Below are 15687 nucleotides of genomic sequence, written 5' to 3'. Positions count from 1 at the left end.
GAAAAAGCCTAAAAACTAACCTATACTTTTAATCTCGACCGCTGATAAATATAGGAAGTGATTATATGGAAACTCAACATTTTGAACCATCGGCACTCGCTTACAAGCGTGTGACTGGCCCCTATGGTGAAAATTATGAATTGCCTTGTGAGCAGTTGTACCAATGGTCCGAGGAAAAAGGTGTGGCGGATAGCCAATGGATATTTGTCTACAGAGATGACCCTCAGGTAACGTCCCCACAAGATTGCAGAACGGATATATGTTTGTTAGTTCCAGATGACACTGAGTTTACCAGTGTCGTGAGTAAAGCGTATTTTGATGGTGGACGGTATGCAGTTATTCGGAAGGTTATTAATGATAAATCTGAGTATCCACTGATGTGGCAGCAATTACTTAAAGAAGCGGGAGGGCAGTTCGAGTGGGATGATGATCGAACTTGTGTCTGTTTTGAACTTTATCATAGCTACGATATGGAAACGCACATAGCGGATGTGAGTTTTTGTATTGCGGTTAAGTAAGTAGCGCACCAGAATGTTTGCTGTCTACCACGGAGGACATGCATCTTGAAAGCTGGTCCGGGCACATTAAGTGAGTTGACTTAGTTAAGCTCGACCATCGAGGTGGATACCTTGCCAACGTCGAGAGTTGAAATAACCTCTCATTACAATATGAGTAAGCCGTTTTCTAAAAAAAAAATGTGCTAACCTTACTGCAACTCACCACGAGACAACAACTACAATGAAAATTTTCAGCAACTTCGAAAGCGGCAACATTCACGTCGTTTCAGCCGATTCACCACAAAACATTCAATTGACTATTCCTGCAGATAACCAGACGGAAATTTCGCAATGGTTTCACTTCCGCTTAGAGAGCGAAGCACAACAGGCACATCACTTTACAATCAATGAACTGGCAACGTCTGCCTACCCAGAAGGTTGGACTGATTACGATGTGGTTGCTTCTTATGATCGTGTAGAGTGGTTCCGCATCCCTACTAAATTTGATGGCAACACACTGACGTATGAAATAATTCCAGAGCATGATTCAATGTACTTTTCTTATTTCGCACCATACTCATACGATCGTCATCAAGATCTTTTACACAGTGCGCAAACGCATCCAGCGTGCAAGTTAGAAACACTAGGCCACACACTAGACAATAACGACATCAGCTTACTAACGGTCGGAGAACCAAGTCCTAAAAAGAAAAACATTTGGATAATTGGACGTCAGCATCCTGGTGAAACAATGGCTGAATGGTTTATAGAAGGCATCTTGCAACGCTTACTTGACGAAACAGATACCGTTGGCCGTTCACTACTCGACAAAGTGGTTATTCATGTCGTTCCTAACATGAATCCAGACGGCAGCATTCGCGGTCACCTTCGCACCAATGCCATTGGTGTGAACCTAAACCGAGAATGGCAAACTCCATCGCTGGAACGCAGCCCTGAAGTGTACCTTGTTCGAAAGCGCATGCTAGAAACGGGTGTCGATATGTTCCTAGATATCCATGGTGACGAAGCTATCCCCTATAACTTTGCTGCAGGTAGTGAAGGCATCCCTTCTTACGATAGCCGCATCGCTTACTTAGAGAACCACTTCAAACAAGCACTACTAATGATTACGCCTGAATTCCAAGACACAATAGGTTACGACAAAGATGAACCAGGTAAAGCGAACCTAACCGTCGGCTCGAACTGGGTTGGAGAGCAGTTTAATTGCTTGTCTTACACGATCGAGATGCCGTTTAAAGATCACATCAACCATGTCGATGAACTTTACGGCTGGTCCCCAGATCGCAGTGCTGCATTCGGCCATGATATGCTAGCAGCCGTTTGGGCGACGGTTGGTGAATTGTAAGCTATTTAGTTTAATATCAATGAAGGACTAACGAGCTGGTCCTTCATTTGAATGGCAGAACGGTTTAGTGCTTAGACCCTAACGTAATCGCTTAGATTAGGAGAAATATGAACACCTTTATACATATATAGAGAATAATTCGATACGAAATAATGCTACTACAAATATTTCTCTATCGGCAATAACTGTAAAAAACGTGATTTAGCTCGTTCCCATTGGCCTGTTTCTGGGTCGCTCTCCCAGGTTTCCGTACCGGAATACCAACGGAGATCTCCTTCAAGTAAATTCAGACGCCAGCTATTGTCCTCGTTCATCGCCTGCTCCATATCGTCCGCAAGATTTTCAGCAACACGTTGATTTTCAATCACGAGTATAGACTCCGTATTGAGGTAAGTTGAACGTAGATTGAAGTTAAAAGAGCCGATGCCAACCACGCGTCTGTCAAAAACAATCGATTTTGCGTGAAGGCCATAGGCCGTCGTCGGTGCACATTTAGACGAATCTCTCGTTGACTCCCCACACAGCTCCGTATCTGGTTTCATCTCGAATAACTGTATACCATTGTCAAGCATGTCCTCGCGTCGACCCGCGTAACCAGAGTGATTCGTGATGAGGTCATTCGAGATCATTGAATTGGTCAATGCTTTTATCTGAACACCGCTGCTGGTCAATACCTTTAATCCTTCTAGTTGGCGGTCATCAAATATTAGATAGGCAGATTCCAATAAGATTTCTTGGTCAGATTGGCGAGCTAATTCCGCCATTAATCTGGCTGTCGCTTTCGGTTCGCTGGTGTTATCTTTGTCGATTGGTACTGGTCGGTCAGAAACAAAACGAGCCTTAACCCAGATCATCTCCTCCATTAAATCCGTTAAGAATCGATTTGCTACCATTTTGCCTTCTGGCAGAGCAGGATAGTGCTTGTAATCTGGCGCAGCAACTTCATCTAACTTCGGCCGTTCCGATGAAACTTTACCACCCAATAAGTTGACAGGGTAAGACCAGCGACTGTCCCAGTAATCTCCAAAACTCGCTTGGATATCCGTTACCACGGACCCCATCACCAGCACATCACGGTCACGAAAATTAATTTCATCAGAAAGATCAAAATATTCATCGCCGATATTACGCCCTCCAACAACGGACAGAACACCATCGACGGTAAAAGACTTATTGTGCATACGCCGGTTTAGGCGGGAAAAATCACTCAATACATTTAACCACTTTACTAACCCACGGCGACTGGGAATAGGATTAAATATACGGATCTCTATTTGAGGATGAGAATCCAGAGCAGTGAGCAGATCCTCTCGTTCATTAAGATTGATATCATCAAGCATTACACGAACTTTGACACCACGATCTGCAGCTGCTATCAAGCGATTTGCCAGGTAGTGCCCAGAAGCGTCAGAATTCCATATGTAATACTGGATATCGATGCTGTGTTCAGCGGTTTCAATTAATGCTAACCGCTGAGCCAATGCATCCCAGCCCGTATCCTGCAACAAAACCGCACTCATCCCTTGAGCCGGCGGTTCAAGCCGATAAGTGTCACTCAATTCAGACAATGTAGTCGTTGGCTGGATGGCAGTCGGCTCTATCGAATGCTTAATCTCCTCTGGCAGTGATGCACACCCAGTGAAAAGAACGACTAAGAGCATGGTGGCACTAATGCGTTGAAGCACAGGCATTTATTACACTTCCTTTTTAATTGTGAATAACCAGTTCTGGTTCTATCAGTTCATTATTTCAGGTAAAGCCTAAAATTTATAGCGACTTATCTATGCGTTATAGTATACCAAACTGACACCCTCCCTACGCTACTGAGTAATTAAATTGGAATAGAATGAAGCACTAGTTCAATATCTACAGGTATAAGCGTGCTTTTTTTACTAACGGTTTAGTGACATCTTTATCTGTCCAGTACTTACCATGGCTCCATGGGTTCCAACTCGAAAAGATACCGCCTGCATTAATACAATGATCCGTAACCAACTCGCTATACGAGTCACTTAACGGGGATAAAGGCCAACCTAAAACGTCATCTTTATCAAAGTAGTTGTCCCACGTAAATTCATCCGACGGCTTGTCAATCGCTTCTATCGGGTCCAGTCCTCCAACAAACATAGGAATATTACAGCCCGTTGTGATCAAGTGAATACAGCTTTTTAATCGTCTAAACTCTTTTTTATTGTCATTTCCTGTCGGTTCAAAGCCGTTGAAGATACCTGTATTATTTTTAGCATCCCAAATATAGTTGGAGATAACCTGACACCCTAACGACTGCGCAATAATTAGAACCGGTTTATTTTGATTACCAAGCTTCAGGAACGCTTCGTCAAGTGCACGGATAACCTCGTTCTGAACCTGAATATACTGGTCACTGATATTCGAGCGAGCGCTGTATTCAAGTGAGCCTGCATCGGAAAAGCCATATAAAAGGAAACGACGAAGTATCGCACCATCTAGTGGGAACTCATTCATCCGTTTCCATATATCATTCTGATTGTTTTGAAGAATGGGTTGATATTGAATAGGTACAAAAGCAATCTTAGACCAATCATCACCAAAGCTTTTCATCAATTTTTTCTTTAGGCCGTGAAAGTAGTTAGGCTTGTAATCACCCATTCCATGTAGAGTAATAATGGCTAATTCTTTGTCCATATCGGTCACCTTCATTGATGTATACCAATACAGTAAAGTCAACGGACACGAAAATAACCTACTCAAATGTAAATTTTGTGAGGTGCTTATTGATTTAAAAACAGTCTACCTGCTGGCTGATAACCAAGTTTGAGGCGGTGAACGACCATTATGGGCAGAAATATACTAGGGACATGGTTTACCAAAAGCTATCAGGTGAAAAATTAACAGGGACATACATATCAAGACAAAAAGCCAACCGTTCGAGAACGGTTGGCTTTAAAAAATTCTAAAACTACAAGATATTAGTCGTTGTTGTTATCGCGGGCATCAAAATGATAATCAACATTCACGATAGCGCGGTAAGAGATTTCACCACGACTTTCAGAAAACTCTTCAATCGTCACAGCGGTGTCGTCCAGTTTAATATTCGAGACCGTATTTTCTCCGATGGGTGCCAATTTGAAACGCAATTCAGAATGGCTCGCCGCTTCTAGCGCATCAACGTAATCGAAACCCGCTTCATACGCGGCCGCTTTAGAAGCGAAACTGGCTGTGGATAGATTTGCTTCGCTATAAACCGTTTGAGTACCTGCAAAGGCGCTTGCGCTAACGAGTAGAGTGGCGGCTAGAACTGTTAATTTTTTCATCTTATTTACCCTTAAAGTGTCTGTTAAAAATGAGTGACTACTTGTTGGGGTTACTGCCCCTCTCACTCGATGATGCTATTATTCACCATTTAAACGTGATGTACATCACACGAATTCGCCATTCATTATGGATAATTTAGCATCAATAAAGTGAAAGTTTTTAAGAAGATGGGTTTTGTAACGGAAAGCTAACTGGAAAATACACCGACGTGTAGAGAGAAGTCGGCAAAAAAGAACAAGCTCTTGCCAAAAGAACCGACAAGAGCTTAACCGTGTTATTTCACTTTTTTTCTTGAACGTTGTTGCTCTTTTAGAGCCAGTTTTTCTTTTTTACGTTGCTCTATTAAGTGAGCCGCTTCACCACCAACGTGGGTTTCACCGCGTGCGTTAGCTAGTTGCACTTGCTTTTCGCGTTCGCGAAAGCGGGCTTTCTGTTCGTCACTGTGTTTATCCACGCACTTAGGGCAACTGACACCTTTCTCGAAATGCTCAGACCCTTGCTCTTCACTTGTGATAGGTAAACGGCAAGCATGACACACGTCATAGCCACTTCTTTCTAACTGGTGGTTAACAGCAACGCGACCGTCAAATACATAGCAATCCCCTTCCCACATGCTTTCATCTTCTGGTACGTCTTCTAAGTACTTAAGAATGCCACCTTCAAGATGGTACACTTCGTCAAAGCCTTGTTCTTTCAAGTAGGCGGTTGATTTCTCGCAACGGATACCGCCCGTGCAGAACATCGCTACTTTCTTATGCTTGGCTGGGTCTAGATGATCGGCGACATATTGTGGGAAGTCCCGAAATGACTCGGTATTAGGGTTCACAGCATTTTTGAATGTACCAATATCCACTTCGTAGTCGTTACGGGTATCAACTAAGAGTACCTCTGGATCAGAGATTAGCTCATTCCAATCGTTAGGCTTAACATAGGTCCCAACAACGTTAAGCGGGTCAATACCTTCTACTCCCATTGTCACGATTTCTTTTTTCAGTTTTACCTTTGTGCGGTTAAAAGGCTGTTCCTCACTGAACGATTCTTTATGTACAACATCGGCAAGACGAGTGTCTTGCTTGAACCATTCAAGCAAAGCATCTATCGATTCACGCTTACCAGCAACGGTACCATTGATACCTTCACTTGCGAGTAGCAACGTACCGCGGATTTTCTTTGCTTCCAGAAAATCGGTTAGCGGTTGGCGAATTTCTGGATAATCATTGAGTGTTACAAACTTATATAGCGCACATACAACATATTGAGACATGGTTTTTCCTTCGGCGAGCTGGAACGTAAATCCAGAGCGTGTATTTTCAAGCTGATTAAAATCACGCGCAGTATAACTAAGCATAGGTATGACAAAAACCAACCAAAGATAGGGTTATATAACATTATAAAACTCATGTTTATTTGTATGTCTAAAATGACAGCACCTCTCTTATTCAATGGTTAACTTCATCCCCCACTACAACATTTCCTATTACCCTCTTTTCCGTGAACAAGTTAACACTATTTATTACACAATGTGTCTTCCTGCCTTATTTGGACATTTGTCCTATTTATAGTGCTCACCGATTCATAGCATGCGCATATCAATAACGAATAGGTGATAACGATGGGCATCGACAACTTTTCTCCCTATGGTTGCCATGTAATGGCGAAACCCTCCAGTTCAAAATGCAATATAGATTGCACTTACTGTTTTTATCTCGAAAAAGAAAAACTGTATCCAGAAAGCTCAAAAACTTGGCAGATGGATGACGAAACCCTTGAGCAATATGTTATTCAGCAAATAGAAGCTCAATCTTCTAAAAAAGTCGTATTCGCTTGGCAAGGTGGGGAGCCGACCTTACTAGGATTAGATTTTTTCCGTAAGGCTATTTCCTTACAGCAAAAATATGGCGTAGAGAAAGACATCATCAATACGCTACAAACCAATGGTATTTTGCTAAATGAAGAGTGGTGTCTTTTCTTCAAAGAGCACCGCTTTCTAATTGGTATCTCTATTGATGGCCCTGAAGAATTACATGATACGTATCGCCGTACACGATCCGGAAAAGCAACACATCGTAAAGTCGTTGAAGCTATCGTCCTATTGAACAAATTTACTGTCGAATTCAACACACTAACCGTTGTTAGCAACGCTAATGCCCGCAGCCCTATTGAGGTTTACCACTACTTAAAAAGCATTGGCAGTAAGCATATGCAATTTATTCCTCTCGTCGAGAGACAGGCTCAGGAACAAACCAAAGATGGACTAACATTACTGCACCCCGAACGCTTGGAAGCCGTTCAGCTATGTGACTGGAGCGTTGAATCAGAACAATTTGGGCTGTTCATGTCTGCAATCTTTCATGAATGGGTAAGAGTAGATGTAGGACTTGTTTGGGTTCAATTATTTGAAAACACCTACGCTCTAACTTGTGAGCAACCCGCTCAAATCTGTGTTTTTTCCCCAACATGTGGCAGTGCTTTTGCCTTAGAAAGTAACGGGGATATTTATGCCTGCGATCACTATGTCTTTCCTGAATTTAAACTAGGCAATATCCATGAGACGTCAATCAAGCACATCAATGAGGGACAAGATAATCGACAATTTGGCCTAAATAAGAAGCAGTCACTTTCTAACGAGTGCCTTAATTGTGACCACCTCCATGTATGCAATGGAGGTTGCCCCAAACACCGTTTTGCACTTTCTTTGTCAAAAAAACCAGAACAAAACTACCTTTGCTCTGGGTATAAGACATTCTTCTCGTATTCAGCACCTTATATGGATCTGATGAAGAAGCTATATCAGGCAGGGCATCCACCTTCTGCAATCATGCAGATTATCAAAAAGAAAGAATCTTAATCCTACAATTAACCTAAATGGAGTGACGAATGAAAAAGTTTCCACTAAATGCGGTTTCAAAAGCCTGTGCCTTAGCGGCCATAACCTGTGTTCAACCTGTACTCGCCGAAGACATAAAACCCATCGAAAAACCGAACATCATCGTTATTATGGCTGATGACCTAGGTGCATGGGCAAATAGTTTTAATAATGAGCAGTATATTGATACGCCAAACCTCGAGTATCTTGCTGAAACAGGTGTTCGTTTTGAAAACGCAATGACCCCGGCTCCAGTTAGCTCAGCCGCTCGTGCTTCGTTTCACACAGGTAAAATGCCTTCTCAACACGGTGTATATGACTTTTTGGCAGAAAACCCTAAATTTGACGCAAATTGGTTAGACGGTGAGAAGCTCCTATCAGAACGAATGAAAGAACAAGGCTATCGAACCGGATTATTTGGTAAGTGGCATGCGACAACAGACAGTAAACCACCGATAAGAGGATTTGACCGTTGGTTAAGCTATGACGCACTTAAAGCGGGTTGGAAAAATCAGTACTTGCATACAGGAACCGTCCTTTTCTCTAGAGATGGAAAAAACGAAGAGCATACTGGTGTTCAAGCTCAGTTTCTCACTAAAGAAGCCATGAAGTTTATCGATGAAAAAGATGAAAAGCCATTCTTCGTAAGCCTTAATTATGTTGAGCCTCACTTCCCGTTTGAAGATTTGCCCGAGCGTCTGGTGGAAAAATACCGCGCAGTGGCTCACAAGGTTGTGGCATTTGGTGGTAATTCAGTTCTAGACAAGATGAGCGACTATAATTTACCGCCAAAAGATCATGAAGAAAAATTAGCTCAATATCTTGCTGCAGTTTCATTACTTGATGACCAACTTGGACAACTTCTGGATAGTCTCGAAGGCCGAGGTTTAATGGATAATACCGTTATTGCCTTCGTTTCTGATCACGGTCTGCTAATGGGACAATACGGTTTATACGGAAAGGTGAATGCGAGCTTTCCGTATAATTTCTACGAGGAAACTATTCGAGTTCCATTTATTATCAAAGGACCTAAAGAACTCGTTCGCCAAAAACAGGTTCGTGGAGAGTTTGTTGATATTCTGGATTTACATACTACTATTCTTGACTTGGCAAGTGGAGACCGGATCTACGATTCAAATTATGGCCCCGGTAAGTCGTTGTTGCCCATGTTAAAAGGCGAACGTGTTAGGGACTGGCGAGAATATCAGTTCTCAGAGCGTGGAAACGCTCGTATGATCTCCAATGGACACTGGAAACTGGTTCGCTACTACACCAAAGAGAAGGCAACTATCGATAACTGGTACGATCTAAGCAGTCCAATGGGAGAAACCTATACAGCAGAACCACCGCGCCCTACGCTGAAAAAGACGATGGTTGCGGCCTTGGATGGATTCTTTGACAAGTATTCTACAGACAAACATTCTGGTTTAGAGATGTGGAATCAAGCCTATCCAAACTTCACAAACGAGAAGATCAATAACAATGCACTTTGGAACTAATTGGGTGAACGTGTGACCGTAGACGGCAATACAAAGGATTGCCGTCTACTTCTCAGCTTCTTTACCTAACTCGGCTTCAAGTTTGGCTATATCTAGAATCCGAATACTTTTTCGTGAAACAGAAATCGCACCAATATTGCTCAACTGTTTTAGAATTCGATTGTACACCCGTAAACTCGTTCCGAGTCGTTCACACTCTAAACTTTTGTTTATTATGTATTCTTCTTTTGGGTTTGCGTTTGCAAAATTTAATAAGTCATCAATCACACAGTACGACATCGTATGAAGAATATTTCTAGTCATACGCTCGATAGACAAATACCACTTTGAGGTAAGGTGTTTAAACGTATGCGCGGCGAGTTTCGGAGTATGACAAATCATGTCAGCGAAGGCCACACCATCGACCATATATACATCACAGTCACTCTCTGCCTGTACGGCATAAAAACAGTCGTTCCCTGAAAATAACTCCATCAGGCCAAGAAACCCATTATGAGTAAATGTTCCAAGCTGATAACGCCGTCCATGAACAGAACTTCGATATAAAGATATAGAGCCATCGGTCACAAAGATAATATCTCGTATTGCTTGTCCTTGCTTAAATATAGCTTCACCTTTTTTTATGGTATGTCGACGAAAAGAGAGTGCCTCCTGATTTTCAGTAACGAAATCCAAAATTTTGGAAGTGTGATAAATGTCTTCTTCAGTAATAAGCATAATTATTCTGTTAGGAAAATGGGTCACTGGTAATTTAACACACCCTATATAGGATGAAAGAGAGCGGCTTAGTTTAGATATTAAATAACTTGTCGAAAACTCTGATGTCATGGTTCACAATGGAAAGTTCATACACCATGGCTCATCATCCGAAGATTTCTTTGGCTTAACCTCATAGCTATCTTTGCATAGTAAGAGTGACAACATCACTAGTTACATTCATACATTTACTAGGTAAACTGCTTACATCAGAATAAGTTCAAAAGCACTATGCAAACCCATTCCCATACATCGATAGATATACCATTTAATTTTCGTCATACATGTTGGTTTTGTGGTGAACCATGCTCTACAAGCCTACATTTTCCTAATAACGCTAACTCAAGCTTGAATTTGGAACACGCCTTATTAGCGATACCAATATGTAATGAATGCAACTCTATCAAATATCCTAGCGACTTAACGTCCATTTGGGCGTTGCGTTCCTACATCAAGCAAGCTCTTATATCTAAATACACCAAGCACTTAGCCATAGGAGAAAACTGGACGGAGCAAGAGCTCAAAGACAGCGATTTTTCAGGTTCAATATTGGGTGGTTTTGGTAGAAGTGCATGGAAAATGTATGAAATCGCAAAACAGAGAGTGACGTTTCAAGGATGGGTCATCAGTATTGACGATCTTCCATTAGATACCATTGATGATACAGGTGGTTTTGAGTTTGAAGGTACAAACTATTCGTCATTGAACACATGTATCAATTTCTTTGCTACTGCCACGGCTATCGACAAAGAGCTGCTCACTCAACTTGTGGATATTGTTACACCAAGTAGATTTAATTATGCTTTGAAAATAGCAAAATTGAATAAACGTATTTCTAACACTAAGCGCGCCAAAATCATTCGTGAAATTACCGTTCAAGAAACTGAGAAACGGGAAGTTGCTTTTAATAAACACTCCAGAAGTGCCAATAATCAACCCATTATGGAGGTGTCCGTTTCAGGCACTGTCGCTCCAATATTTGCAATCAAGTGGGCGATAGAGAAAGGCGTTCATACTCTCTCTGATCTTCGCCACTTAGAAGATAATTACTTTGATGAGTTCCAACATTTAGGTGGAACCGCTGCATTCGCATCGTATAACGGATTACAACTGTACTTAAACGCTCGAGAAGAACTAGCGTGGGTAGAAAGCAATGACCCAAACAAAGATCAGTGGCCGCAATAAAACCGTTATATAGGCTAATTGCTGATCGACATACCCATATCTCGCTGTGGGGTTAGATCTCTATACCGTCGCTACATTTCACTGATAAATCTCAAGGAAATACCGGTAAGAGTACCGTAAAATTAACACATTAAAGTCAGGGAAGAGATAACCCTAAAATGAAAAAAATACTATTGTTCATTCTGTTCATCACTTTTACGCAAAGTGCAAACGCGACGACATACTACTGCAGTGACAGCAACTGGGATAAGCTTGGTACTTTATTCAGCAAAACCGTAAAGAGCTACAATCAGCTCCTTCAGGAAATTGATGAGTATGAAATAAAAACCAACCCATCAGCGCTTATCCACAATAGATATACGTTAGAAAAGTACAGCGCCATGTGGAACATGAATAATGATGTGGACAGAAAATCCGTTGAAGGCTTTATTACCAACACAAAGAAACAAATAGATCGCATTGACGAACTCAATAACAAGCTGCAAGCAATAAAAAAAAATGGACGAAACTTAGAATACAATTGGGAAAAGTTAGCCGGTTATTGTGACGATGAAGGTAAATATGATGACTACAAATCAGCCACCAAAAACTACGAATCCGCATCAAAAAATCTACGAATCTTTAAAGAAAAAATAAAGAACCTTAGAGAAACAAAGGCCAACTATAATACCGAACTCGCGTTTTTTATAAAAACAAAAGAGCTTTCGAAATAACGTATCACCCAATGCAGATGAATGCGTACGTTGGCAATGAAGACTCATGAGTCAACCAAACCGATCACCGACAACATCGCATGACTAAAATGTGTTTCCCCAAAGATAGTGAAGCAAGTAAATTGTAGTGATAATGAATTAAGAAATCAGCGAAAGTAAAGGCACACCGCCTTAGTTCTAGCTCTTCATCGCTGCTTTTTTGTCTTTAATCCGATTTATTGTTGCTGCGAAGAATGCAAACAATAGCCCCACAAAGAAAACGGTCGTGGTCATACTTTTACTGATCGTCAGTGCACTTGAGATTGAAACTAAGCGTTCTGACACTTCTGGATAACTGGCCAGAATTTTGAATATAAAGTAGTTTTCAGAATAATCAAACACACCCACAAACAATGGGAGTAAAGATAATCCCCTCCAAACTATGAACTTCAATTGACCAAAATTTATTACCCATAACATCAGCAGGCTATAGGTGACAGCAAATAATACGGGGTAAAGTGAATCGAGCAACAATTGTGTATAACGATAAAAATTTCGTCCTTCTTCTCCGAGTGTACCTAAAAGCAGCTGAGCTTCAGCATGGTTGTAACCGAATGGAGACATATCGAATATATCAATCCCTTCGGAGTAACCGACTAATGTAGGTATGGAATAAAACAACATTGTGAGGTAGACAATATTTGTAATAACAAACAAGATCAAAATTGTACGACCTTTAAGAAATCCTTTCATGTGTGTCCTTGAAAAATTGTTAAGAAACTGATTTGAATAATAGTGCTTACTAAAAAAAAACTGGATTTATGTGCCTCTTACTACCCCATAGTAGCTAGAAAAAATTCGATTTGAATTTCAAACAGGCCGTTGACAACCTACACCAATACTTGGCGTGTATTTCTGATGTAATGATGGATCTGACGCTCGACTTTCGAATCGATCATCTCTTCCGGACGGCATTTATTTGGACAAGGCATATTCGGTGTTGTGCCAAATACTCGGCAAATAAGAGGTCGTTCCTCGTACACCTTACATCCGTTAGGACCCAAGTGTACGCAATTAAATTCATTCAATGCTGCTTCATGCTGAGCGTCCGTTTTTCTCGGCAATCGCGACATTTCCTCCGAAGAAGTGGTTACCGGTCCACAACAATCATGACAGCCCGGTACACATTCGAACGTTGGAATACGCTCGCGTAGGTAAGCAATCATCTCTTGGTTATTGTTCATGGGTACCTAAGGTTGTGTAGTTAAGATCGTTACCGTCTTATACCTAATTCACTAGGCGTTAGCAATGCCTTTAAAACCTACCGTGTGTTACAAAATCTATTCAATGCGCAAGCGCCTATACTTGGAAAAAACACGCGTCATTAACGATGCAGTGAATTTAAACACTTATTCATTATTGAGTTGTAACTTTTTCGCCAATGGTTCGATAGCACCACCTTGAATAAATACTGATATAAGCACGATGAAGAAGACCATATTGACTATGGTTAAAGCATCACTAACACCCGCGGCTGCAGGAATCAAAGCAAATACGATAGGTGTTGCTCCTTTTAAACCTATAGCCGATATAAACAACCGTTTTTTCCAACTAGCTTTTAAAAACGGCAAATAACAAACTTGGACGGCTAAAGGTCTCGCCACCAATATTAATAATATGGCGGGGAGTAGAGAAAGCCAAAGAACATCAAATAAATGATGTGGGAAAATTTGTAAGCCAAGCACAATAAACATTAACGCCTGAGCTAACCAAGACAAGCTATTAAAAAAGTGTTTATTTATTTCTCGACCGCGTTTGATTCCATTACCAATCACCACACCAACAACATACGATGCTAATAAAATATTACCGCCAGCAAACTCACTTCCGTATGTTGCTAGAACAAAACTAGAAAGAATAAAGACGGGTATTAGCCCGTATTCTTCCAGCTTAATATGGTTAAGCAACCAAACACTGAGCCGGCCAACCAGATAAGCAATAATCAATGCACTTGAGATTTGGATAAGTAACTCAGTTCCGATAACAGTCATAGACACGGGATTATTAGGTGCAAGCGCCAACTCTGTCAAAAGCACCACTAGAATAAGTGCGACAGGGTCATTGGTGGCAGATTCAAACTCAAGCACTGTGTCTGTCTGTTCCTTCAACTTGAGTTTTTTTGACTCTAGAATTGAGAACACGGCAGCGGCATCTGTCGAGGAAACAATGGCCGCAAATAATAAACAGTGGATAAATGATAGTTCTAATACAAATGAAAGCAGAATGGCAAAAAATAGTGTCGTGAGAAGCACACCTAGAGTAGACAAAACGCCGCCTTCACGATAAGCAATACGAACGCTCGCCGTCGAGGTATTGAGGCCCCCCACGAAAACAATAATATTGAGGGCAATACTTCCCACTAATGATGTTATCTGAAGATTATCATAAACAAAATCGAACTCGCCATTACCGAGCAATAAGCCAACGCCCATGAAAATCAGCAAAGAAGGAATACCAAAAGTGCGCGACGGGTGATGTAAAAGTATACCAATGCAAATCAAAGCAGCAATGCATATTAGTATCAGTTGGTATGACATTTATTTCCCTTAATTTATTTAGATTTCTGCACTTTACGTGTTTCAACGATTTATCCCGTTCTTTTTGACTATGGTTTATACCTTCATCGTGCCTTTGATAACGGTGACTGCATTACCAATCAACTTAACCCTTTGATTTGGCAATAACTCAACCTCAACAAAACCTCCTCGATCGGATGCTTGATAGCCTTTGAGTCGAGACTTGTTAAACGTTCTTCCCCAATGAACCGCTAAGGCACAATGTGCGGAACCAGTAACAGGGTCTTCATTTACTCCTACCCAAGGGGCAAAGTAACGAGACTTAAAATCAATACTATTCGATATCGATTTGACCGTTATCAACACCCCACGACCGGGTAATGCCTTCAAGTTGTCGAAGTTTGGGTTAAGTGATAACAGATCGGCTTCACTATCAATTTCTATCAAAATTTTTGAATCAAAAATGCCACTGGATACGACTTGATCAGAACGTATACCCAGACTGTTCAACATTTCAATACTTGGACCAATCTCAACATCAATAATCGGAGCTGGAAAATCCAATTCAATATATTGATCTTCAACTTTTACTTGCAAGAGGCCAGACAGAGTGTTGAATGTCAATTCTTCACCAACAGCAACTAAACCATTTTCTTTCAAAATATGTGCAACAGCCAGCGTTCCGTGACCACAGAGTTCTACTTCTACTTTCGGAGTAAACCACCTTAGCCTCATATCCTCTAGTGACAAGAATGCCGTTTCAGAAACGGCCATTTCGGCTGCGATGGCAAACATCATAATTTCATCAAGACTACGTTCCATGATACAAACGCCCGCAGGATTTCCCTTAAATGGCTCCAATGTAAACGAGTCTACTTGGTATATATCGATATCCATCAACCATCCTTGAATTGGTACTTAGCAGTACATATTCATTAATTAAGAGACTACAAATT

General features: G+C 41.2%; 15 protein-coding genes. 6 read left to right on the top strand and 9 right to left on the bottom strand.

The genetic code is table 11. From position 1 onward, the window contains the following. Nucleotides 1-65 precede the first annotated feature (65 nt). The gene (locus IUZ65_RS22370) at nt 66-518 is read left to right on the top strand and encodes an AraC family transcriptional regulator (RefSeq protein ID WP_195706212.1); all 453 of its coding nucleotides are present in this window, start codon (nt 66-68) and stop codon (nt 516-518) included. Between the two features lie 220 nt (nt 519-738). After that, entirely contained in the window at nt 739-1863 is a 1125-nt protein-coding gene (locus IUZ65_RS22365; protein WP_195706211.1) for a M14 family metallopeptidase, read from the top strand. Nucleotides 1864-2021: 158 nt separating this feature from the next. On the opposite strand, the gene IUZ65_RS22360 is transcribed toward IUZ65_RS22365, so the two are convergent. The 4 genes from IUZ65_RS22360 to trhO form a co-directional block, all read right to left on the bottom strand. Next, nucleotides 2022-3554, bottom strand: coding sequence for a phospholipase D family protein (locus IUZ65_RS22360; RefSeq protein WP_195706210.1), 1533 nt, complete (start codon nt 3552-3554; stop codon nt 2022-2024). 175 nt (nt 3555-3729) lie between these two features. After that, nucleotides 3730-4527, bottom strand: coding sequence for a hypothetical protein (locus IUZ65_RS22355; RefSeq protein ID WP_195706209.1), 798 nt, complete (start codon nt 4525-4527; stop codon nt 3730-3732). Between the two features lie 284 nt (nt 4528-4811). Next, nucleotides 4812-5156 (bottom strand): DUF3316 domain-containing protein, encoded by a 345-nt coding sequence (locus tag IUZ65_RS22350; protein WP_195706208.1) that lies wholly within the window; start codon nt 5154-5156, stop codon nt 4812-4814. Nucleotides 5157-5431: 275 nt separating this feature from the next. Further along, nucleotides 5432-6421, bottom strand: a complete 990-nt coding sequence (trhO, locus tag IUZ65_RS22345) for an oxygen-dependent tRNA uridine(34) hydroxylase TrhO (RefSeq protein WP_195706207.1) — start codon at nt 6419-6421, stop codon at nt 5432-5434. 348 nt (nt 6422-6769) lie between these two features. On the opposite strand from trhO, the gene IUZ65_RS22340 reads away from it, so the two are divergent. Both IUZ65_RS22340 and IUZ65_RS22335 read left to right on the top strand, forming a co-directional pair. Further along, nucleotides 6770-8005: an anaerobic sulfatase maturase gene (locus tag IUZ65_RS22340; RefSeq protein WP_195706206.1), complete on the top strand. Its 1236-nt coding sequence runs from the start codon at nt 6770-6772 to the stop codon at nt 8003-8005. A gap of 29 nt (nt 8006-8034) precedes the next feature. Beyond that, nucleotides 8035-9522 (top strand): sulfatase family protein, encoded by a 1488-nt coding sequence (locus tag IUZ65_RS22335; RefSeq protein ID WP_195706205.1) that lies wholly within the window; start codon nt 8035-8037, stop codon nt 9520-9522. 45 nt (nt 9523-9567) lie between these two features. Here the strand turns inward: IUZ65_RS22335 and IUZ65_RS22330 are convergent, their stop codons facing one another. Then, nucleotides 9568-10239 carry a Crp/Fnr family transcriptional regulator gene (locus tag IUZ65_RS22330; RefSeq protein WP_195706204.1) on the bottom strand — a complete coding sequence of 224 codons (672 nt, stop codon included), beginning with the start codon at nt 10237-10239 and terminating at the stop codon, nt 9568-9570. 270 nt (nt 10240-10509) lie between these two features. Here IUZ65_RS22330 and IUZ65_RS22325 point away from each other — a divergent pair, with 270 nt between their 5' ends. Next, nucleotides 10510-11463, top strand: coding sequence for a hypothetical protein (locus IUZ65_RS22325; protein ID WP_195706203.1), 954 nt, complete (start codon nt 10510-10512; stop codon nt 11461-11463). A gap of 158 nt (nt 11464-11621) precedes the next feature. Next, nucleotides 11622-12176, top strand: a complete 555-nt coding sequence (locus IUZ65_RS22320) for a hypothetical protein (protein ID WP_195706202.1) — start codon at nt 11622-11624, stop codon at nt 12174-12176. A gap of 177 nt (nt 12177-12353) precedes the next feature. Here IUZ65_RS22320 and IUZ65_RS22315 read toward each other — a convergent pair whose 3' ends face one another. The 4 genes from IUZ65_RS22315 to IUZ65_RS22300 form a co-directional block, all read right to left on the bottom strand. Beyond that, entirely contained in the window at nt 12354-12908 is a 555-nt protein-coding gene (locus IUZ65_RS22315) for a hypothetical protein (protein ID WP_195706201.1), read from the bottom strand. 137 nt (nt 12909-13045) lie between these two features. Then, nucleotides 13046-13399 (bottom strand): YkgJ family cysteine cluster protein, encoded by a 354-nt coding sequence (locus tag IUZ65_RS22310; protein ID WP_195706200.1) that lies wholly within the window; start codon nt 13397-13399, stop codon nt 13046-13048. A gap of 165 nt (nt 13400-13564) precedes the next feature. Continuing rightward, nucleotides 13565-14752: a potassium/proton antiporter gene (locus IUZ65_RS22305; RefSeq protein WP_195706199.1), complete on the bottom strand. Its 1188-nt coding sequence runs from the start codon at nt 14750-14752 to the stop codon at nt 13565-13567. A 75-nt stretch (nt 14753-14827) separates the two neighbouring features. Next, the gene (locus tag IUZ65_RS22300) at nt 14828-15628 is read right to left on the bottom strand and encodes a PhzF family phenazine biosynthesis protein (protein WP_195706198.1); all 801 of its coding nucleotides are present in this window, start codon (nt 15626-15628) and stop codon (nt 14828-14830) included. Nucleotides 15629-15687: the final 59 nt, after the last annotated feature.

The organism is Vibrio sp. VB16 (assembly GCF_015594925.2).
Lineage (GTDB): Bacteria > Pseudomonadota > Gammaproteobacteria > Enterobacterales > Vibrionaceae > Vibrio.
The sequence above is the reverse complement of the archived record's forward strand: the minus strand, read 5'-3'. Positions and strand labels throughout refer to the sequence as shown.

Bases quoted from the DNA above. Each gene is read 5' to 3' on its own strand.
- IUZ65_RS22320 (WP_195706202.1), top strand. From the start codon at position 11,622: ATGAAAAAAATACTATTGTTCATTCTGTTCATCACTTTTACGCAAAGT.
- IUZ65_RS22370 (WP_195706212.1), top strand. From the start codon at position 66: ATGGAAACTCAACATTTTGAACCATCGGCACTCGCTTACAAGCGTGTG.
- trhO (WP_195706207.1), bottom strand. From the start codon at position 6,421: ATGTCTCAATATGTTGTATGTGCGCTATATAAGTTTGTAACACTCAAT.
- IUZ65_RS22315 (WP_195706201.1), bottom strand. From the start codon at position 12,908: ATGAAAGGATTTCTTAAAGGTCGTACAATTTTGATCTTGTTTGTTATT.
- IUZ65_RS22305 (WP_195706199.1), bottom strand. From the start codon at position 14,752: ATGTCATACCAACTGATACTAATATGCATTGCTGCTTTGATTTGCATT.
- IUZ65_RS22340 (WP_195706206.1), top strand. From the start codon at position 6,770: ATGGGCATCGACAACTTTTCTCCCTATGGTTGCCATGTAATGGCGAAA.
- IUZ65_RS22330 (WP_195706204.1), bottom strand. From the start codon at position 10,239: ATGCTTATTACTGAAGAAGACATTTATCACACTTCCAAAATTTTGGAT.
- IUZ65_RS22360 (WP_195706210.1), bottom strand. From the start codon at position 3,554: ATGCCTGTGCTTCAACGCATTAGTGCCACCATGCTCTTAGTCGTTCTT.
- IUZ65_RS22300 (WP_195706198.1), bottom strand. From the start codon at position 15,628: ATGGATATCGATATATACCAAGTAGACTCGTTTACATTGGAGCCATTT.
- IUZ65_RS22310 (WP_195706200.1), bottom strand. From the start codon at position 13,399: ATGAACAATAACCAAGAGATGATTGCTTACCTACGCGAGCGTATTCCA.
- IUZ65_RS22350 (WP_195706208.1), bottom strand. From the start codon at position 5,156: ATGAAAAAATTAACAGTTCTAGCCGCCACTCTACTCGTTAGCGCAAGC.
- IUZ65_RS22325 (WP_195706203.1), top strand. From the start codon at position 10,510: ATGCAAACCCATTCCCATACATCGATAGATATACCATTTAATTTTCGT.
- IUZ65_RS22365 (WP_195706211.1), top strand. From the start codon at position 739: ATGAAAATTTTCAGCAACTTCGAAAGCGGCAACATTCACGTCGTTTCA.
- IUZ65_RS22335 (WP_195706205.1), top strand. From the start codon at position 8,035: ATGAAAAAGTTTCCACTAAATGCGGTTTCAAAAGCCTGTGCCTTAGCG.
- IUZ65_RS22355 (WP_195706209.1), bottom strand. From the start codon at position 4,527: ATGGACAAAGAATTAGCCATTATTACTCTACATGGAATGGGTGATTAC.